This is a genomic window from Rickettsia parkeri (assembly GCF_051427245.1).
Taxonomy (GTDB): Bacteria; Pseudomonadota; Alphaproteobacteria; order Rickettsiales; family Rickettsiaceae; genus Rickettsia; species Rickettsia rickettsii.
In genome coordinates, this window is record NZ_CP195774.1 from 584,287 (window position 1) to 606,595 (window position 22,309).

Consider the following 22,309-nt stretch of genomic DNA (forward strand, 5'->3'; position numbering starts at 1 on the left):
TATTATGTCAAATAAGAAAGATGTTGCTGTAAAAATTAGCGGCGGTAAAAAAATAAGAGAAGCTAGAGAAAAAGTAAAATCAGATACTTTATATAATTTAACAAATGCAGTTGAACGATTAAAATCAGCATCATATGTTAAATTTGATCCAACCTTAGAAATAGTTATGAAGCTTGCAATTGATTCTAGGCATTCCGATCAAATGGTACGTGGTGTAGTTAATTTACCTGCCGGTACAGGCAAAACCGTAAGAGTTGCCGTTATTTGTAAAGAAGAAAGAGAAGAAGAAGCTAAAAGTGCCGGAGCAGATTTAGTAGGTTCAACAAATATTATTGATGAAATTAAAGCAGGGAAAATTAATTTTGATGTATGTATAGCTACTCCCGATATGATGGTAGCTATAGGTTCAGTTGCAAGAATTTTAGGACCAAAAGGTTTAATGCCTAACCCTAAACTTGGTACCGTAACTTTAGATATTAAAAATGCTATTAAAAATGCTAAAAGCGGTCAGGTAGAATATAGAGCAGAGAAAGCAGGTATAATTCATGCAGGGCTTGGAAAATTATCTTTTTCAGACCAAGATTTATTAAAAAATTTAAATGCGTTTATTGAGGCAGTAATTAAAGCAAAACCTGCCGGATTAAAAGGAAGTTATTTAAAAGCAATGTATTTATCTTCTACTATGGGAGTATCGGTACAAATAGATTTAACTAGTATAGCATAATTTTTATAGCCGTTTAACGGTAGTATAGTAATAATAAAAAATTTTTGTTATTTTAAGCATTTGTATCAGTTTAAATATATTAAACTGTATTATAAAAGGAGAATTAAAAGGTGTTAAGATCAGAAAAACCGGTAGCAGTAGAGGATATTGTAAATATTTATAAAGAATCGCCCTCTATAATTATTACTCATTATCACGGGTTAACCGTTAGTCAAGTGAGTTCGCTTAGAGAATCACTTAAATCTAAAGAAGCAGGTTTTAAAGTAGTTAAAAATACTTTAGCAAAAATAGCTGCAAATCAAACAGGGCTTAATAGTATTGTTAATTTATTTGCGGGTCCTACTGCTATTGTTTATTCTAAAGAACCGGTTGAGATGGCAAAATTAGTAGTTAATTTTGCTAAGGCTAATGATAATCTTAAGATTATTGGTGGAATAGTAGATAATCACGTATTAGATGAACATTCAATAAAAGAACTTTCTAAGCTACCTACACTTAATGAGCTTAGGGGTAAAATTGTTGGGTTATTACAAGCACCGGCTACTAAGGTTGTAGGTGTTTTACAAGCCCCATCTTCGAGTATGGCGAGAGTAATACAAGCACATGCTAGTAAAAATTAACTTAAAGGTTACTGCATCAGGTATTTTAATTGATAATTAAAGAGCTGTTATAGTGAAAATTAATAAGGTTTTTTATAGGATATTATTCTTATTTTAAAAAAGTCTTATAATTTGAAACACAAAAGAATTTAATTAACTTTAAAATGCCTGATGTAGTAATCTCTCAATATAAAAAAAGTAAAAAGGAAAAAATTATGGCAGATTTAGCTAAAATTGAAGAACAATTATCATCATTAACGTTAATGCAAGCAGCTGAGCTTGTGAAAATGCTAGAAGAAAAATGGGGTGTATCTGCAGCAGCTCCTGTAGCTGTAGCAGCTGCCGGTGCTGCAGCTCCTGCAGCTGAAGCAGTAGCTGAAAAAACTGAGTTTGAAGTAGTTTTAACAGCTGCCGGTGATAAGAAAGTTGAAGTAATTAAAGTTGTGAAAGATATCACAGGTCTTGGTTTAATTGAAGCTAAGAAGTTAGTTGATGAAGCTCCAAAGCCGATTAAAAGTAATGTGAAAAAAGCAGAAGCAGACGAAATCAAAGGTAAGTTAGAAGCTGCTGGAGCAAAAGTTGAATTAAAATAATTATTTCTGCACTAGGTTCTGTAAAGAAAAGTTGAATTATTCGTATTTTAGATAGTTTTAAGTAAAAATTAATAAGATTCTTGTTGAAACAGTTGTTTTTATTCCAAGAAAAATCTTATAATTTTTAATCAAAAACAACTAAGTATAGATTAATTTTTTTACAGGACCTAATGTTTTTGCATTACAGATGAAATATTTTATAGCTTTAAATTAACTTCTTAAAATCCAAAAAGCCTTATTCAAATTTAATTACTAAATAAGGCTTTTTGGATTTTAAGAAGTTAATTTAAAGCTAATTTAAGTTATTTTTTTGCAATAGGATAAAGCTATTACATTAAAAATCTTATTGATTAAAATAATTTTGTTAATGTACTATACGTCTAGAAGTTTAAATTATTGAAATTTTCTAGGTTCTGTGAACATTTATAATTGATTTTTAGTGAAAATTAATGAGATTTTTGAAGGAATAGCTACCTATTTTAAAAAAATATTATAATTTGTTGCAGCAAACAAATAACCAAAATCAAATCTTTTTGGAAATGTTCGTAGAGCCTACACAAGATCTAAATAAGAAACTTACTAGGTTTCTTTAATTTAAGTTTTATGTGAAAAATTTTAAAACAGTATATTGTATTTTACTGCAAATTATAAGTATTTTATTGAAATAGGTATCTATTCCAATAAAAACTTTATTGTTTAAAATATAAATAATTTAAATTTTATATACAGAACCTAGGTTCTGAACACTTTTGATTAATGATTATTAATTAGGAGATATTTTTAAGCAAACATTAATAAGATTTTTGAGAGGAGAGTTTATTACTATTTCAAAAAAATCTTATGATTTACAGCTAAAAAGAGCCATAATTATGATTATTCTATTAAAAGTGCATAGGACCTAATCACTGTAATATGGGCAGTAATTTTATCAGTCAGGAGATTATATGGTTTCATTAAGGGATAATATAGAAGCACAACCCTTGTCACATAATAGAAGAATAAGAAAAAATTTCGGTCACATAAATTTAGTAGCAGATATACCGAATTTGATTGAAATTCAAAAAAATTCATATGAGAAAAATTTTCTACAGTTAAATATTAAAGATTCTGAAAGAAAAAACAAAGGTTTACAATCTATATTAAACTCGATTTTTCCTATTTCAGATTCCTCCAATATTGCTAATTTAGAATTTGTAAAATATGAATTTGATACTCCAAAATATGATGTAGAAGAGTGCAGTCAAAGAAGTTTAAGTTATGCTGCTCCTCTTAAAGTTACTTTAAGATTAAGTATTTGGGATATAGATGAGGATACCGGTACTAGAGAAATTAAAGGGATTAAAGAGCAAGAAGTATATATGGGTGATATCCCATTAATGACTAAAAACGGTACTTTTATTATCAACGGTACGGAAAGAGTAGTTGTATCACAAATGCATCGCTCACCTGGTGTATTCTTTTATCATGATGAAGGAAAAGTCCACTCTTCCGGCAAGCTTTTATATTCTGCTCGTGTTATTCCATATAGAGGGTCTTGGCTTGATTTAGAATTCGACGCTAAGGATGTGATTTATTTCAGGATTGATAGAAAAAGAAAGCTTTATACTACTACTTTGCTTAGAGCTATAGGTATGAGTACTGAAGAAATTATAAAATTTTATTATAATTCAGTAACTTATAAGCTTGTTAAAAATAAAGGTTGGGCGGTTAAATTTATACCTCAGCATATTACTGCTCATCGTTTAACAAGTGATTTAGTAGATGCAGATACCGGAAATATTCTACTGAAAGCAGGACAAAAAATTACTCCGCGTTTGGCTAAAAAATATTTTGGGGAAGGGCTTAATAATATTTTAGTAGCTCGTGAAACCTTAATCGGCAAATATCTATCCGAAGATTTAAGAGATCCTGCAAGCGATGAAGTATTAGCAAAAATCGGTGAAATGATTACTGCTGATATGCTAAATGTTATTAATGATCTTAAAATTAAAAATGTTAACGTATTAGTAATCAATCCTCAATCCGGTCCATATATAAGGAACACCTTATTTGCTGATAAAAATCAGGATCGTGAGGCAGCATTATGTGATATTTTCAGAGTTCTAAGACCAGGCGAACCTGCTAATATCGAAGCGGCTGAAAGCCTGTTTTATAATTTATTCTTTGATACGGAAAGATATGATCTGTCAGAAGTCGGGCGAATAAAAATGAATTCTAGGTTAGAGCTGAATATTTCTGAAGAAGTTACGGTTTTAACAATTGATGATATTAAAAATATCGTAAGAGTTTTAGTAGAGCTTAAAGACGGTAAAGGTATCATAGACGATATTGATCATTTAGGTAATAGAAGGGTTAGATCGGTAGGTGAATTGATAGAAAATCAATTTAGAATAGGTTTAGTCCGAATGGAAAAATCTGTAATTGAAAGGATGTCGGCAGGTGATGTTGATACCGTAATGCCTCATGATTTAGTAAATTCTAAAATTTTAGTTTCAGTAGTAAAAGAATTTTTTAGTACCTCCCAATTATCCCAATTTATGGATCAAACAAATCCATTATCGGAAATAACTCATAAAAGAAGGCTGTCGGCACTCGGTCCCGGAGGTCTTAGTCGAGATCGAGCAGGTTTTGAGGTGCGTGACGTACATCCGACTCATTACGGTCGTATTTGTCCTATTGAAACACCTGAAGGTCAGAATATCGGGTTAATTAACTCTATGGCTACTTATGCTAGAATAAATAAACATGGTTTTATAGAGAGTCCGTATAGAAGAGTTAAAGATGGATGTGTAACCGATGAAGTGGTATATCTTTCTGCTATTGAAGAAGGTAAATACAAAATCGGACAAGCAAATTCTAAAATTAATAAAGACGGAAAGCTGCAAGGAGAGTTTATTAATTGCCGTGTTGAAGGCGGTAATTTTGTAATGGTAGAACCGTATGAGGTAGACTTCATTGATGTGACTCCTATGCAGGTAGTATCGGTTGCGGCTTCTCTTATACCTTTCTTAGAAAACGATGATGCTAACCGTGCTTTGATGGGTTCAAACATGCAAAGACAAGCCGTTCCTTTAATTAAAACGGATGCACCTTTTGTAGGTACCGGAGTTGAAGGGGTAGTAGCTAAAGATTCCGGAGCGTCAGTGCTTGCATTACATGACGGTATTGTTGAGCAGGTAGATTCAAATAGAATCGTGATTAGAACTCTAGAACAAAAAGTTGACGGTTCTCCTTCGGTTGATATTTATAACTTACTAAAATTCCAAAAATCCAATCATAATACTTGTATAAATCAAAAGCCTTTAGTTAAGGTCGGTCATTACGTTAAGAAAAACGATATTATAGCTGACGGTCCTAGTACGGATAACGGTGAAATTGCTTTAGGTCGAAACGTGCTTGTGGCTTTCTTACCTTGGAACGGTTATAATTTTGAAGATTCCATTTTAATATCCGAACGTATAGTAAAAGAGGATGTATTTACATCTATTCATATTGAAGAGTTTGAAGTAATAGCTAGAGATACACGCCTTGGTCCTGAAGAAATTACCCGTGATATACCGAATGTAAGTGAAGAAGCGTTGCGTCATCTTGATGAGGTCGGAATAATTTATATAGGTGCAGAAGTAAAAGCCGGTGATATTTTAGTTGGAAAAGTAACACCAAAAAGTGAATCGCCTATTACTCCTGAAGAGAAGCTACTACGTGCTATTTTCGGGGAAAAAGCTTTTGACGTAAAAGATTCATCGCTGCATGTACCTTCCGGAGTGAGCGGAACTGTAGTAGAAGTAAGGGTATTTTCTCGTAGAGGTGTAGAAAAAGACCAGCGAGCTATTGCTATTGAAAAACAACAAATTGAAAAATTCGCAAAAGACAGAGACGATGAATTAGAAATTATTGAGCATTTTGTGTTTAGTTGGCTTGAAAAGCTTTTAGTAGGGCAGGTGATTATTAACGGTCCTAAGCAAGTAAAAGTAGGACAAACTATTACTACTGAAATGCTAAAAGGCTTATCTAAAGGGCAATTTTGGCAGATTATCGTGGAAGATGCAAATGTAATGAATGAAATAGAGCAGATAAAGACTCATTATGATGAGAAAAAAGAGGCTCTTGATAAAAGATTTGCTACTAAGGTAGAGAAATTGCAAAGTGGTGATGATTTACCTCAGGGAGCTTTAAAAGTAGTAAAAGTATTTATTGCAACTAAGCATAAATTACAACCCGGGGATAAAATGGCAGGAAGACATGGAAATAAAGGTGTTATTTCACGTATCGTACCTGAAGAAGATATGCCGTTTTTAGAAGATGGAACTGTGGTAGATATCGTTCTTAACCCTCTAGGTCTTCCGTCCCGTATGAATATAGGACAGATTTTAGAAACGCATCTTGGGTGGGCATCAATAAATTTAGCAAAAAAAATATCTACCTTAGTAAAGGAATATAAAAATAAACATATAGGTATTGAGCAGATTAAGAAATTCTTAATTGAACTGTATGGAGAAAATATTAATTCTATACTTGAAAGACCGGAAGAAGAGATTATCTCTTTTTGTAAGAAAGTAAGTAAAGGCGTACATTTTGCAACTCCTGTATTTGACGGAGCAAAAGTTCAGGACGTTAAAGATATGCTAAAGCTTGCCGGTCAAGACCCTTCAGGACAAGTGAAATTAATTGACGGTAGAACCGGTGAATATTTTGACCGTCTAGTAACCGTCGGACAGAAATATTTGCTGAAATTGCATCATTTAGTCGATAATAAAATTCACTCCCGTTCTATAGGACCTTATAGCTTAGTAACGCAGCAACCGCTTGGAGGTAAGTCTCATTTCGGCGGACAGCGTTTCGGAGAAATGGAATGCTGGGCATTACAAGCTTACGGTGCAGCTTATACGTTACAGGAAATGTTAACGGTTAAGTCGGATGACGTAAACGGTAGGATCAAAACTTATGATTCTATAGTACGTGGTGAAAATAATTTTGAATCAGGCATTCCTGAATCATTTAATGTTATGATAAAAGAATTTAGATCTTTATGTCTTAACGTAAAGCTTGAAGTAACTTCAAGTTAAGAAAGACAGGTCATTTAAACAGATAAAAAACAAGTTTTTTATCTGTTTTACTAGATTCCCGCTTTTGCGGGAATGACATATAGGGTGCAATAAGAACTCTGGGTAGACGAAGGTCAATTTCAAAAAGAGCTAGGAGTTCACAAGGCGAGGAGCGGAGCGTATACTTAATACGTGAGCATCGCAGAACTTGTAGAACGACAACGCCAATTTTTGAAATTCACTGAGTATATACGAGTAATTTTTAAGGAAAAGTATTTATGAGCGTAGTAAATTTTTACGGACAATTAAGTAATACTCAACAATTTGATCAGATAAGGATTAATATAGCAAGTCCCGATCAGGTACGTTCGTGGTCTTTCGGTGAAGTAACAAAACCTGAAACAATTAACTATAGAACTTTTAAGCCTGAGAAAGATGGTTTATTTTGTGCAAGAATTTTTGGTCCGGTAAAAGATTATGAATGTCTCTGCGGTAAATATAAGCGGATGAAAAATCGTGGCATTACGTGTGAGAAATGCGGCGTTGAAGTTACAGTTTCTAGAGTAAGACGTGAAAGAATGGGGCATATTGAACTTGCAGCTCCCGTTGCTCATATTTGGTTTTTAAAGTCGCTACCTTCAAGAATTAGTACACTTCTTGATATGACAATGCGAGATGTAGAAAAGATTCTTTATTTTGAAAATTATGTAGTAGTTGACCCAGGGCTATCGATTTTACAAAAAGGCGAACTCTTAACAGAGGAAGAATTACAGAAAGCAAAAGATAAGTACGGTGAAGATGCATTTACTGCCTCTATAGGTGCAGAAGTAATACAACAAATGCTTAAAGAGCTTGATTTTTCAAAGTTAAAGCAAGAGTTATACGAGGAATTACAAACCACTTCTTCAGAAGTCAAAAAGAAAAAATTAGTAAAGCGTTTAAAATTAGTAGAGAATTTTTTAGAGTCGGAAAACAAGCCGGAATGGATGATTATGGATGTTTTACCGGTTATTCCTCCTGAAATTAGACCGCTTGTTATGCTTGACGGCGGAAGATTTGCTACTTCAGACTTAAATGAACTTTATAGAAGAGTAATTAATAGAAATAATCGTTTAAAGAAATTAATAGAGTCAAAAGCTCCTGATATAATAGTCAGAAACGAAAAAAGAATGTTACAAGAAGCGGTGGATGCGTTATTTGATAACGGTCGTCGCGGTAGAGCAGCGAAAAATGCTAATAAGCGTCCATTTAAGTCATTAAGTGATATGCTTAAAGGTAAGCAGGGGCGTTTCCGTCAGAACTTGCTAGGTAAGAGGGTTGATTACTCAGGACGTTCGGTTATCGTGGTAGGACCTGAGCTTAAACTTCACCAGTGCGGTTTACCTAAAAAAATGGCTCTGGAGTTATTTAAGCCGTTTATTTATTCTAAGCTTGAGTTGTACGGCATCGCTACAACTATTAAAGCCGCTAAAAGAATGGTGGAAGCTGAAAAATCCGAAGTGTGGGACGTGCTTGAAGAGGTAATTAGAGAGCATCCGGTTTTACTGAATAGGGCTCCGACGTTACATAGGCTTGGTATTCAAGCATTTGAACCGCTATTAATTGAAGGTAAAGCGATCCAGCTTCATCCGCTTGTGTGTGCTGCGTTCAATGCGGATTTTGATGGTGATCAGATGGCAGTACATATCCCGTTATCGATTGAAGCACAGCTTGAAGCTAGGGTATTTATGATGTCTACAAATAATATCTTAAGCCCCGCAAACGGTCGTCCTATCATTGTACCGGATAAAGATATAGTGCTTGGTTTATATTATCTAACCCTTGCATTTGATAATGAAGTAGGTGCAGGGATGATGTTCTCAGATTTAGCTGAGATGGAACATGCTTTATATAATAAATTTATAACTATTCATACAAAGATAAAATATCGCAGAAATCAGTTAAATGCCGAAGGTAAAATGGTCCCTGTTATCATTGATACTACTTACGGTAGGTTAATGGTCGGTGAGTTATTGCCTTCTAACCCTAATATAGAATTCAAGTGTATTAATAAACAACTAACTAAAAAAGACATATCATTAGTTATAGATTTAGTTTATCGTCACTGCGGTCAAAAAGCTACGGTAATTTTTGCCGATCAGCTAATGAAACTAGGTTTTAAATATGCTTGTTCTTCAGGTATTTCTTTTGGAATGGACGATATGGTAGTACCGGAATCTAAGAGTACTCATATCAACGAAACTCAGCTTGAAATAAAAGAATTTGAACAACAATATTCAAACGGTTTAATTACTTACGGAGAGAAATATAATAAAGTAGTCGATGCTTGGTCAAGATGTACCGATAGAGTAGCAAACGACATGATGAAAGAGATTGCTATGCCGCCGGTTAATGATGCTCCAAATCATCAGAAAATAAATGCTATATATATGATGGCTATTTCCGGAGCAAGAGGTTCTTTCCAGCAAATTAAGCAGCTAGGTGGTATGCGAGGTTTAATGACCAAATCAAACGGTCAAATTATACAAACTCCTATTATCTCTAACTTTAAGGAAGGATTAACTGAATTTGAGTGTTTTAATTCTGCTAACGGAATGCGTAAAGGGCAAATAGATACGGCTTTAAAAACGGCAAGCTCAGGTTACTTAACAAGAAAATTAGTAGATGTTGCACAAGATTGTATTATTACTGAAAAAGATTGTGGAACTGATAAAGGAATTGAAGTTAAGAGTGTTATTGAAGGTGGAGAAGTTATAGTACCTTTAGCGGAAAAGATTTTAGGTCGTACTGCTGCTATTGATATATTTCATCCGGTAACTAATGATCTAATTCTCAATAAAGGCGAGCTTATTAATGAAGCAAAGTTAGAGCAGATTGAGTCGGCAGGATTCGACAGAATTATGATAAAATCCGTATTAACCTGTGAAAGTACTACCGGTATATGTAGCATATGTTACGGTAGGGATCTTGCTACCGGTACATTAGTATCGGAGGGTGAAGCAATCGGGGTTATTGCTGCTCAATCTATCGGTGAACCGGGTACGCAGCTTACAATGAGAACTTTCCATATTGGAGGAGCGGCAACAAAAGGTGCTGAGGTTTCTTCCGTAGACGCTTCCTATGACGCAAAAGTGAAAATTATAAGTCGTAACGTTGTGATTAATTCTGAAGAACGCAAAATTGTTATGAGCCGAAATTGTGAATTATTATTGCTTGATAATAACGGTAATGAAAAGGCTCGTCATAAAATTCCATACGGTGCTAGATTACTTGTTGATGACGGTGATATGGTGATTAAAACTCAAAAACTAGCAGAATGGGATCCTTATACTATACCGATTATCACGGAGAAGTCAGGTAAAGTTTTATTCAAAGATATGGTTGAGGGTATTTCTATTCGTGACGTAACTGATGAAGCTACCGGAATACCGAGTAAAGTTATTATTGAATCAAAGCAATATTCACGCGGTGCAGAATTACGTCCGCGTATACAGCTTTTAGATGCTAAAGGTGAAGTTATCACCTTATCAAACGGTTTAGAAGCTAGATATTACTTGCCGGTTGGAGCAGTTTTAAGCGTAGAAGACGGAGTACAAATATCGGTAGGTGATATCATTGCACGTATACCGAAAGAATCAACCACTACTAAAGATATTACAGGTGGTTTACCAAGAGTTGCCGAGCTTGTAGAAGCAAGACGCCCTAAAGATCATGCAGTTATTGCCGAAATTGACGGTAGAGTAGAATTCGGTAAAGACTATAAATCTAAAAGACGTATTATTATACATCCGATTGATGAAACAATGTCTATTGAGTATATGGTACCAAAAGGCAAGCATGTTGTAGTTAACGAAGGTGACTTTGTTAAAAAAGGTGATTTATTGATTGACGGTAATCCGGTACTTCAAGATATTTTAAAAGTAATGGGCGTAGAGGTTCTTGCAAATTATATTGTTAATGAGGTTCAAGCCGTTTATCGTCTACAAGGTGTAAAGATTGATGATAAGCACATAGAAGTTATTATCCGTCAGATGTTACAAAAAGTAGAGGTTACGGATTCAGGCGGAACTACGTTATTAGTAGGTGAAAAAATAGATAGACATGAATTTGATGAGATAAATGAAAAAGCTATGAAAAATGGTTTAAAACCTGCTGAAGCACAATTAATATTACAAGGTATTACTAAAGCTTCTCTGCAAACTAGATCGTTTATCTCCGCGGCATCATTCCAAGAGACTACTAGAGTTTTAACTGAAGCAGCTATTGCTGGTAAAGTAGATAAGTTGCGAGGACTAAAAGAAAACGTGATAGTTGGACGATTAGTACCTGCTGGAACCGGTTACTTTATGGATAAAATGCGTAAAGCAGCCGCAAAGCTTGATGAAGAGAATGTATAAATATACTAAGATAGAACTTGAAAAATTGGCTGTGTCGTCTTTGTAAGTCGTAGGATGCTGAATGTTTAATATACGCTCCGCTCCTCGATTTACAGACCCTTTGCTCTTTTCCAAGTTGATCTTCGTATGTACCGGATAGTTTATAAAAAACCCGTCATTGCGAGCCAACATTTATGCTGGCGTGGCAATCTCATGAAATAATAACAAACTCCCCTGAGCTGGCTTCGTCAATTACTTTGTAATGTCCTTGCAATGACGAGGTGGTATCCACGCAACAATGCCTTCCTAGCAGAAGCGGGAATCCAGAAAAATAACCTTACTACGCATTATTGACAAAAAAAAGCCTATAAAAAACTTGGTTTTTTATAGGCTTTTTCTTATTGCCCACTTGCAGAAATGACGCTTTAATAACAAGCAATCGGTGCTGTTAAATGCTCGTAGGTTTGACCTAAATAAGATACTGGTTGTTCAAAGATATACGTATTATTGTTATCATAATTACCGTATAATTGTAATTTTGCTAGAGAATCGTCATATTGGAAGTTTTCAAGTGTTTCTTGATTTTTAGATATCTGAATTTCTGCTAAACAATGTTCAACATAAGTTTTCAGTACTTCTTGACGAATTGCATCATGTAAAGCTTTTAACATGAGTAAGTTTACTAATGGGTTAATACTATTATTTGCATTAGTAGTAATCGTAGCTTCTTCGTGTTTTTGATCAATAGACATCTTTCCAAACTTCACTTCTAGAGGTAATTTAGACGTCGATCCGGTACTCGCATCCTCACGTATGTCTATATACGCTGCGGTGCTGTGTTCCGTATCTCTTTTAAATTCCTCTCTATAAGCTGGTTTAGAAAGATGTCTAACAGGCAATTCAGAAATTAAAGACTCTTCATTGCTTACTTCTACCTTCTCTGTTTCAAGATTTGCTGATGCAGTATTGACTTGTTCTTCAAAATTTATCTCTGGGAAAAGTGCTGTCACATCCGTTATTTCAAGTTTTCCTCCTTTTTTACCTACTTCATAAGCTTTAGCAATAATGTGTTTATAAATAACGTCAATTAATGCTCGTTTTGTTTGTATTTCATCAGAATAGTTAATTCCTCCTTCATTCCAAAACTTTACTATTCTAGACAAAGCAGGAATATATTTACTGGCCTTTGCTAAAAATTTTTGTATAAATGTAGGTTCAATAATAGGGGTTAATGTAGGATTTTCTTCATATTGTCTAAATACATACTCAACAATTTTAGGTATATTTTGATCTGGTTCTACTTCGTCAGGTAAGCCGTGTAGTATTTTTTTTGCTGTTGCTTGACCCATCTTCTCATGCAAAATATTAACCCCGATCCATGTCCATGACGGATTAGCCGTAAAACAAAGCTTTGTTATATAAAATGCTAGCGATATAGGTAGAGATAATAACTTTAAATAGTTAAGGCAATTATATCGTATTGGATGAGGAGTGAGACTATAAATCTTACCCATATCTTGGTTTAACTCACATGATGCTTTAATCATTGTATACTTCTGCTTAATTAAATGAGAAGTGATGTCATATACTGGCATATTATTACTTAAATTTAACTAATTCGTCAGTAAGATATAAAAAACGTTAACATTTGTCAAATGCTATTTAATGAGGTTTTATTTTAAGTCAATATATAATACTTGCAAAGTTTTATCAAGATAAATAGAATGATCCAAAGTCAAAAATAATATAAGGAGTCAATATGCTTAACGTAAATTTTGTGAATGAAGAATCATCTACTAATCAAGGTCTAGTAGTTTTTATTGATGAACAGTTAAAGCTTGATAGTAATTTAATAGGACTTGATCAACAACATCATGGATTAATTTCTAAAACTATTCAGAATAAACTGCAATTTACCGGTAAATATGGACAGATCAAGGTTATTCCGTCCGTCATTAAATCAGGCGAGGTTAGATATTTGATAATAGCAGGTCTTGGGAATGAAGAAAAATTAACTGAAGCAAAAATTGAAGAGTTAGGCGGCAAAATCTTACAGCATGCAACCGGTTGTAAAATTTCTACTATTGGCTTGAAACTTACAAGTAGAATTAGCAGGTTTACATCTCAAACATTTGCATCTTTAGTTGCTAGCGGTGCGTTTCTTGCTTCTTACAGATTTGATAAATATAGAACTACCTTAAAAGAAGCAGAGAAGTTCGCAGTAGAGTCAATTGAAATTTTTACTGATAATAGCACTGAAACGGCAAAATTATTTGAAATCAAAAAATTAATTGCTGAAGCAGTATTTTTTACAAGAGATATAAGTAATGAACCGTCAAATATTAAAACTCCTCAAGTTTATGCCGAAAGAATAGTTGATAGACTTGAACCGCTAGGGGTAGATGTTGATGTTATCGGTGAACGTGAGATGAAAAACCTTGGTATGGGAGCATTACTTGGTGTGGGGCAAGGTTCACAAAACGAGTCAAAGTTAGTGGTGATGGAATATAAAGGTGGCAGTAAAGATGCTCCGACTATTGCTTTGGTCGGTAAAGGAGTGATTTTTGATACAGGCGGTATTTCATTAAAACCGTCAAGTGATATGCACTTAATGCGATACGATATGGGAGGTTCTGCAGCAGTTGTGGGTACCATCATTGCGGTTGCTGGTCAAAAATTACCTATAAATATAGTCGGTGTTGTAGGGCTTGTCGAAAATATGCCGTCCGGTAATGCACAGCGTCCAGGGGATGTAGTAACTACCATGTCAGGGCAAACTGCCGAAGTTTTAAATACCGATGCAGAAGGGCGGTTAGTACTTGCTGATGCTGTTTGGTATGCACAAGAAAAATTTAAGCCTAAATGCGTGATTGACGTTGCAACTCTAACAGGAGCAATAACCATAGCACTTGGTAATACATATGCTGGTTGTTTTTCCAATAATGATGAGTTAGCTGATAAGTTAATAAAAGTAGGGGAAGAAGTTAATGAAAAACTTTGGAGAATGCCGCTGCATGATGAGTACGATGCAATGATTAACTCCGACATAGCCGATATGGCAAATATCGGGAACGTACCGAGAGCTGCCGGAAGCTGCATAGCTGCACATTTCATTAAACGTTTCATTAAAGATGGAGTAGATTGGGCTCATTTAGATATAGCAGGTGTTGCAAATAGTAATAAAGCTTCAGCACTCGGTCCTAAGGGGGCAGTAGGATACGGCGTGAGATTACTAGAGAAATTTATCAAAGAATATACTTAAATGCTATTCTTGCGTTGCATTGCCTGCATGGATACCGAGTCGTCATTGCGAGCAGCCTTAGGCTGCGTGGCAATCTCGTCAAATATCCTGAGATTGCTTCGTCAATTACTTACGTCATTTTCTTGCAATGACGGAAAAAACTATCCACATGTGTAATACTGAGCTAAGAATGACATTAAACTTCGTCTATTTACTATTCGTTTATTCTGAATATAATTATGAACACAATAAATAAACCTTATATATTTGTTATAGGTAATGAGAAAGGCGGAGCAGGTAAAACTACCTGTTCTATGCATCTAATAATCGCTCTGCTTTATCAAAATTATTCGGTAGTAAGTATAGATACCGATTCACGTCAAAGTTCGTTAACGAATTATTTAAAAAATCGAGATTTATATAATAAACACAATCCTGATAAACCTGTATTAGTACCGAAACATTTTTATATATCGGAAAGCAAAGTAGAAGAGCAAGCAAAGAGTTTTGAGCCGATACTCAAAAATAATCAGGATGTCGATTATATAGTGATTGATACCCCAGGCAGTCATACTCCTTTATCAAGGGTTGTTCATTCTTACGCCGATACAATTATTACACCGATTAATGATAGCTTTCTAGATTTAGACGTAATAGCAAAAGTCGATAGCAAGGATGAAATTATTAGCCCATCAATATATAGTCAAATGATTTGGGAGCAGAAAATGGAACGTGCTAGTCGTGATAGAATTAGTATAGATTGGGTCATACTTCGTAATCGTTTAAGTAATCTTGATGCATTAAATAAAAGACGCGTAGGAAATGTATTAGCTAAACTTGCTAAAAGAATTAACTTTAAACTCGCAGAAGGATTTAGTGAACGTGTAATATATAGGGAGTTATTTTTACAAGGTCTAACATTACTTGATCTAAAAACTGCAAAATATGATAGAGCATTTAATAGCTCACACGTGCTTGCACGTCAAGAATTACGAAATTTTTTAGACTTTCTAGGTATTAAGGCTGCGTTCAAAGGTTAATTTCTATTAAAGTTTTTCTTGTATAAAAATATATATATAATGTAAATTAATATGTTTTAACTTTATAAGAGAAGAGAAACAAATGTCAAATATTGCTGAAAATATTTCAAAACTACCGGAAGAACAAGAAAAAGTTAATAAGCTTGTTGATCAATATAAAAATTTAACTCCGGAAGAACAAAAAATTGTTGATAGAAAACTTAAGTCACATTTTACAAAAGAAGAGCTAGAACAAGATGAGCTTAAATCAAGAATGAATAGGATACGTAGTAATTTGTCTAAGCAAGACCAAGAAAAACTACAAGCAGGTAATAATTCTATAGGTGAAATAGCAAAAGATGTATTATCGTTAGTTAAAGGAATAATAAATCTAGTCGAAAATGTTGCAGAGATAATTAAAAATCCTAAGAAAGCAATATATGAATGGATTAAAGGTGAGTTAAATCAAGTAAAACCTCAACAACAAAATTATCAGCAACGCCCATCAAAGCCAAAAGCTGCTGCAATATCAAGATAAAACTTTGGCAAGATAAATTTTTAGTTTTTATTTGCGAAAATTTGTGATTTTATGTATATAATGGGGAAATCGTATAATAAAAAAATAAAAATGCATAAATACAGAACTCATAATTGTAACGAATTACAAATATCCCATGTAGAAACAGAAGTTAAGCTATCCGGTTGGGTACATAGAAGAAGAGATCACGGGAATCTAGTTTTTATAGATTTACGTGATCATTACGGTATAACTCAAATCGTGTTTACCGATCAAAATCCTCAGCTTATGGAGGATGCAAGTCGTTTGCGTTATGAGTCGGTAATTACGGTAAGGGGTACAGTTGTAGCAAGATCAGAGGACACGATTAATAATACGCTTCCGACAGGTCATGTTGAAGTGCTAGCTGTGGAATTTAGTGTTGAGTCAGCTGCGGACACTCTACCTTTTGTTATTAATACTGAAAAAGATGCTCCCGAAGAGTCTAGGCTTAAACATCGCTTTTTAGATCTTAGGCGTGAGAAATTACATAATAATATAATACTCCGCTCACAAATTATTTCTCATATTCGTCATTTGATGACGGCAAGCGGTTTTACCGAATTTCAAACTCCGATTTTAACAGCAAGCTCACCTGAGGGGGCTAGGGATTTTTTAGTACCTAGTAGAATGCATCCGGGTAAGTTCTATGCATTACCGCAAGCACCTCAGCAATTCAAGCAGTTATTGATGGTATCAGGCTTTGATCGTTATTTCCAAATTGCTCCTTGTTTTCGGGATGAAGATGCAAGAGCCGATAGATCACCCGGCGAGTTTTATCAGCTAGATGTAGAAATGTCGTTTGTTACACAGGAAGACGTATTTAGTACTATTGAGCCTGTGATGTATGATTTATTCACTAAATTCACGGATAAGAAAGTATCAGAGACTCCTTTTGTTTGTATTCCATATAATGAATCTATGCTAAAATACGGCTCTGATAAGCCTGATTTGCGTAACCCTATTATAATTGCCGATGTAACTGAGATATTTAGAGATTCCGATTTTACAATCTTTAGAGAGAATATTAAAAAAGGTAGCATAGTGCGTGCAATTCCTGCACCTAAGGCAGCTGCACTGCCTCGTAGTTTCTTCGATAAAATGATAGAGTTTGCGGTATCAGAAGGAGCAGGTGGACTTGGCTATATTCAGTTTAGTGAAACCGGTGAAGCAAAGGGACCGGTAGTAAAATTCTTAAGCCCGCAGCAATTAGAGAGTCTAAAAGCTACAGCTAGTATTAGTAACGGTGATGCTGTATTTTTCGCTAGCGATAAGAAAGAGAAAGCTGCTAAACTTGCCGGTAAGGTTAGAATAAGACTTGGTGAAGAGCTTGATTTACTTGAAAAAGATTGTTTTAAATTCTGCTGGATTACCGATTTTCCATTCTATGAGTTAAATGAAGAAACAGGAAAAATTGATTTTAGCCATAATCCGTTTTCTATGCCGCAGGGCGGAATAGATGCTTTAGAGCAAGCTAAAACCACTGAAGAGTTATTAGAACTTACCGCATACCAATATGATATTGTTTGTAACGGTATTGAACTGTCCAGCGGTGCTATTAGAAACCATAAGCCGGAAATTATGTATAAAGCATTTTCCATAGCAGGTTATAGTGAAGAGGAAGTTGATAAGAGATTTGGAGGGATGATTAGAGCATTTAAGTTTGGAGCTCCACCACATGGTGGAATAGCCCCCGGTATTGACCGAATCGTTATGCTGCTTGCGGAAGCAACAAATATAAGGGAAATAATTGCGTTTCCTTTAAACCAGCAGGCTGAAGATTTACTAATGAACGCCCCAAGCTATGTAGAGGATAAAGCTCTAAAAGAGCTAAGCATTATGCTCTCACCGTCTGCTAGAAAAAATGCAGAAAAAGAATAAGAATTTATAGTTGTTGTACGGTATCGAGAAAAAAATTTAAAAAAGACTAGATCCTGCGATCAAGTCGCAGGATGAGATTAATAGTTACTGGCTTTCCGCTTTTAGCTAGAAATGACATTAGGACTATGCAACGACTCTGTGACTGCTCGCAATGACGTTTAAGGCATATACTCAATAATGCTTATCTTTGTTGATGTTTTTCCTTCCTAGCTTGTAATTGAGAGAATGCGATTTCTTTTACCGTTTCTACTCTTTTGGTTTGGAGTCTTTCTTGCTTCTTCTGTTGTAGTATATTACCAATTTTTATACTTTCTGCTATAAGTTTTTCTGTATTATGAATTTTATTTAAATTCTCAGGAGAAATTTGTTTCATAAAATAATTTGAGATACTAGGTAAACCTCTCTTTTCACAAAAAATTCCTACCTTGTAATATATAGTATCTTTAGAATTTAACTTGAAAGATTTAGCATTTAATAAGTTGGTCGTGTTTTCGATGTTATCCTGATATTTTAAATTTTTCTTTATACCCTTAATATCTTGCTCGGTAAGATAATTTTCTTTTTTTAGCACTTTCATTATATTGTCGTAGAATTTTGCTACTGCTTTATCGGTTACGTTTTTAGTTGTTGCCTGCTTTGTAAAATCAACAATTAGTGATGCCAATTTTTCGCCTGTAGATTTGTCTTGTATACGCATTGATTTTGCAGGATCAGAAATTTGTACTTCTACTTTATCTGTCTTAACCTCAACTTCTTTTTCTTTCCATTTTCCGTCCAAATCTTTGCTCCATTGTTGTTCCTTGATTGTTTCTTTTTTCAAGCCTATAGAAATTTTAATTTGGTAATTATTTTCATACGCCCACTCTTTAGCATCTTTACCTTCAATTGTAATGTTATTATCTATTGCATAGAGTACCGGGTCTTTTACAGGTGAATTAGCGAAAGCCTCTAACCAACCACCATTTTTAAATTCAGGTGAAACATTACTGAATTTTGTTACTATCTCAGCTCCTTTGGCCACTTCTTGCATATTAACAAGATTTTCTTTTATACTGCTTTTATAGTGTTTTCTCAAATCATCAAAATTTTGAATATTAGTGGATAACATAATATTTTTTGGATCAAACCCAGCTTTGTTTAATTCATCAATTTTTTGATCAACTATTGCTTCCATCTGTTTCTCATCAAATTGACTTATCATTTGATTTAATGATTCGCTATATTTATCGATACTAAATGAGAAATTACCTGCTTTAATAGCAGCACTGTAGCCAACACCAGGATGTGTAAACATTTTAGCTGTTGATTGAATCATACTGCTAAAATTCTTATGAAATGCTAAAAAAGAGCGACCATGATCAATTTTGGTTATTGTTTTACCATCCTGTACCATTAAATTACCAGCATGATAATCTACTTCCCCAGCATATGACAAGCAGCTATGGCTTTTTCAAATCCTTCCAACTTTTTTAAATTTTGATCATTATCTCTGACTCTAGTTTCACCTGATAAACCGGAAAATTCTGTTAGTGTTACAGCATTATCAAAAAATTTAGAACGTACATAAAGTGAATCAGGGTGTTGTTCATCCGCTGTTACCAGCCCTTCTTTTGGTGCGCGATCATGTAATAAAAATTGATACATGGTAGAGCCTATTAATTCTTGTACTCCGTCTCTTCGGTCAGCCATAGCCTGTCTTTGTGCATGATTACCTTGTATTTTTTGGCATGCAGCATGAGTTTTATAAAAATGTTTTAAAATAAAAGTATTACCGGCGTTATCTTTAGCAACATAACCGGCTGAGACGCCTGCTGCCTTTTTTCCTTTCTCCTCAAACTCAGCTTGCTGTGCCACCCTCTTATCACGTAGCATAGCATCAATTACTTTTTTAGGGTCATTAGGATTTCTTATTTCTTCACGTTTTCTGTAATCTGCGTTATATCGGCTATCATCTAATCCAACCTGTCGTTCAATTGCCTCTATCATAACTAAGTGCTCTAAAAGAGGTGCATCGATTATTTCCCTTAATTTCTTGTTTTTATCTCCTGGAAACGAGTTTTTTATTATTGTTGTAACTTTAGCTAAATCCTTAGTGTTTAAATCGGCTAGGGCCATATAGCTAATATATAGGCTTTCAGCAGTAGGAGATTGGTCATTAGAAAGGTCAATAACAGATTCGGCAATGCCTTTGCAGGTTCTAGATATTTTGGCATTCAATTCTGTATCATTAGTTTTCAGGGCTTTAAAAAGTTGCTCTTGTAATAATAATCCTTGTTGAGTTTTCTCTTTAGACATAAAAATAACCTGCTTAATATTAACTAATAGTGAAAAAGTGTTGTTGCGTGGGTCAAAATCCTCATCATTGTGAGGAAACCACGAAGCAATCCAGTAAACATTTTGATTTACAGAATTTTTTTATTATTTTTTCTGGATTGCCGAGTTCGCTGCGGCCGTTTGCAATGATGATTCGGTATCCACGCAACAATGCCACGTGGGAATGACATTGAATAAGTTTTTGAAGCCGTGCAACAAAGCCCCCGCTTTTGCGGGGATATGACATCCAGGTCTTTTTAAAAACTATTCAGTACTATAGATTTGATCGTGATATAACAATGAAAAAACCGAAGCAATGAAATAAAATCATGACTTTGCAAGAATGATACCAATTAATCTCTTCTATTGCCTAAAAATCTCATTAAATATAGGAAAAGATTTATAAAATCTAAATATAAAGTAAAGGCTGCCATAATAGAAAGCTTTTGTCCTACTTCATCGTTTCCTGCCATGTAATACATAGACTTAATCTTTTGAGTATCCCAAGCAATTAATCCCATAAATATTACTATTCCAATAAGAGAAGTAGCAAAAGAAAGAGCCGAGCTTTTTAGAAACAAGTTGACTAATGAAGCAATGATAAGACCTATAAGACCCATTGCAAAAAATGAACCCATAGATGTTAAATCTCTACTTGTGCTATAACCGTATAAACTCATTGCTCCAAAAACGGAAGAGCAAATAAAGAAAGTACGAGCTATTGATGCACCGGTATAAATAAGAGCTAAATATGCAAGCGACATACCGGTTAAACCGGCATAAACCCAAAATAATATTTGTGCCGTTGGCAGGTTCATTTGTCCGAAGCCCATAAAGAAATATAAAGCAATACCGAGCGGAGCAAACATTATAATAGTACCGAAACCTGTTTGAAACATTAAATTATAAATAGGCTCAACTGATATAGTCGTTACGGCTGCTACACCGGTTAGTAAAAGTGCTAAAGCCATATAATTATATACTTTAAGCATGTATTGTCTTAAGCCTTCATCAAAAGTTTTATTTTTTGAGGTGGCAGTTAAAGTTTTTGTATAATCGATCATAAGTAACCTTAGGATTATGTTATTTACATAATAAAATATAGCCTCTTAAAGGTATTTTTTCAAGCTATATTAATTATATTTTATAAATATCTTGCATTGAATATAAAGCAGAAGGTTTATCTTGTAGCCAAATAGCGGCTTTAATTGCACCAATAGAAAAAGAATTTTTATTCAGAGCTTCGTGTTTTAAGGTGATTATTTCATCGTCACCTAGGAAAGATATTTCATGTATACCGTGAACATTTCCACCACGAAGCGAGGAAATACCTATTTCTTTTTCGCTTCTTAGTCTATTACCACGATTAAATGTTATATTTAATCCTTTTTTGCTGGCAATTGTTTCAGCAAGACATAACAGCAGTTCCTGAGGGTGAATCTTTTTTATTACGGTGATGCGTTTCTAGAATTTCAACATCGTAATCATCTAGTATTTTTGTTACTTCTTTAGCTAGATAGCTAAGCAAATTAGCTCCTATACTCATATTTGCAGAATATAAAACAGGTAAAGTTTGAGCTGCTTTTTCTAAAAGCTTAAAATGTTGAGGTTGGAGACCTGTGGTTCCGATTACTAATTTTGTATTATGTTTTAATGCATAATTAATTAATTTTTCTAATATTTCAGGGGTAGAAAAATCGATGATCACATCAGAATTTTTACAAAAATTATCTAAATCATCTAAATTATTAGTACTATTAAATTTTGCTGCAATTTTGCAATCTTTAAATTTATCTATTCTCTCTAGAATGGTTTCTCCCATTTTACCGGTAGAACCACTAAGACCGATATTTAACATATTGGCAATGTATACTCCTAATAAATGAACAGTAAGTAGACGAAGTTTAATTTGGACAAGAGCAAGGCATCTAAAGTCCTTGGATCGCAGTATATACTTAATAT

11 protein-coding genes and 2 pseudogenes are annotated in these 22,309 nt (G+C 34.2%); 9 read left to right on the forward strand and 4 right to left on the reverse strand.

Annotated features, from left to right (window positions below):
* The first annotated feature begins 4 nt into the window (after positions 1 to 4).
* The 5 genes from rplA to rpoC all read left to right on the forward strand — a co-directional run bounded on the left by rplA (position 5) and on the right by rpoC (position 11,358).
* A complete protein-coding gene (gene rplA / locus ACSFFC_RS03370) occupies positions 5 to 724 on the forward strand; it encodes a 50S ribosomal protein L1 (RefSeq protein WP_014410376.1) in 720 nt (239 codons plus the stop codon).
* A gap of 110 nt (positions 725 to 834) precedes the next feature.
* Entirely contained in the window at positions 835 to 1,344 is a 510-nt protein-coding gene (rplJ, locus tag ACSFFC_RS03375) for a 50S ribosomal protein L10 (protein WP_004996634.1), read from the forward strand.
* A 194-nt stretch (positions 1,345 to 1,538) separates the two neighbouring features.
* Positions 1,539 to 1,916 (forward strand): 50S ribosomal protein L7/L12, encoded by a 378-nt coding sequence (gene rplL, locus ACSFFC_RS03380; protein ID WP_014273192.1) that lies wholly within the window; start codon positions 1,539 to 1,541, stop codon positions 1,914 to 1,916.
* A gap of 944 nt (positions 1,917 to 2,860) precedes the next feature.
* Positions 2,861 to 6,982 carry a DNA-directed RNA polymerase subunit beta gene (gene rpoB / locus ACSFFC_RS03385; RefSeq protein WP_014410377.1) on the forward strand — a complete coding sequence of 1,374 codons (4,122 nt, stop codon included), beginning with the start codon at positions 2,861 to 2,863 and terminating at the stop codon, positions 6,980 to 6,982.
* Positions 6,983 to 7,239: 257 nt separating this feature from the next.
* On the forward strand, positions 7,240 to 11,358 hold the full coding sequence (gene rpoC, locus ACSFFC_RS03390) for a DNA-directed RNA polymerase subunit beta' (protein ID WP_014410378.1): 4,119 nt from the start codon (positions 7,240 to 7,242) through the stop codon (positions 11,356 to 11,358).
* A 404-nt stretch (positions 11,359 to 11,762) separates the two neighbouring features.
* Here the strand turns inward: rpoC and ACSFFC_RS03395 are convergent, their stop codons facing one another.
* Positions 11,763 to 12,932, reverse strand: coding sequence for a palindromic element RPE1 domain-containing protein (locus ACSFFC_RS03395; protein WP_014410379.1), 1,170 nt, complete (start codon positions 12,930 to 12,932; stop codon positions 11,763 to 11,765).
* A 164-nt stretch (positions 12,933 to 13,096) separates the two neighbouring features.
* Between ACSFFC_RS03395 and ACSFFC_RS03400 the strand changes: the two genes are divergently transcribed.
* From ACSFFC_RS03400 to aspS, 4 genes are all read left to right on the forward strand, one after another.
* A complete protein-coding gene (locus ACSFFC_RS03400; RefSeq protein ID WP_014410380.1) occupies positions 13,097 to 14,599 on the forward strand; it encodes a leucyl aminopeptidase in 1,503 nt (500 codons plus the stop codon).
* Between the two features lie 218 nt (positions 14,600 to 14,817).
* Positions 14,818 to 15,618 (forward strand): division plane positioning ATPase MipZ, encoded by an 801-nt coding sequence (locus ACSFFC_RS03405; RefSeq protein WP_014410381.1) that lies wholly within the window; start codon positions 14,818 to 14,820, stop codon positions 15,616 to 15,618.
* 82 nt (positions 15,619 to 15,700) lie between these two features.
* Entirely contained in the window at positions 15,701 to 16,135 is a 435-nt protein-coding gene (locus tag ACSFFC_RS03410; RefSeq protein WP_004996619.1) for a DUF3106 domain-containing protein, read from the forward strand.
* A 90-nt stretch (positions 16,136 to 16,225) separates the two neighbouring features.
* Positions 16,226 to 18,034, forward strand: coding sequence for an aspartate--tRNA ligase (gene aspS / locus ACSFFC_RS03415; RefSeq protein ID WP_014410382.1), 1,809 nt, complete (start codon positions 16,226 to 16,228; stop codon positions 18,032 to 18,034).
* A 181-nt stretch (positions 18,035 to 18,215) separates the two neighbouring features.
* On the opposite strand, the pseudogene risK1 reads toward aspS, so the two are convergent.
* The 3 genes and pseudogenes from risK1 to dapB form a co-directional block, all read right to left on the reverse strand.
* Positions 18,216 to 20,329 (reverse strand): annotated as a pseudogene (risK1, locus tag ACSFFC_RS03420) (T4SS effector phosphatidylinositol 3-Kinase RisK1).
* Between the two features lie 371 nt (positions 20,330 to 20,700).
* Complete coding sequence (locus ACSFFC_RS03425; protein ID WP_014410384.1) at positions 20,701 to 21,411, reverse strand: Bax inhibitor-1/YccA family protein; 711 nt, start codon at positions 21,409 to 21,411, stop codon at positions 20,701 to 20,703.
* Between the two features lie 73 nt (positions 21,412 to 21,484).
* A pseudogene (gene dapB, locus ACSFFC_RS03430) lies at positions 21,485 to 22,205 on the reverse strand (4-hydroxy-tetrahydrodipicolinate reductase).
* Between the last annotated feature and the right edge of the window lie 104 nt (positions 22,206 to 22,309).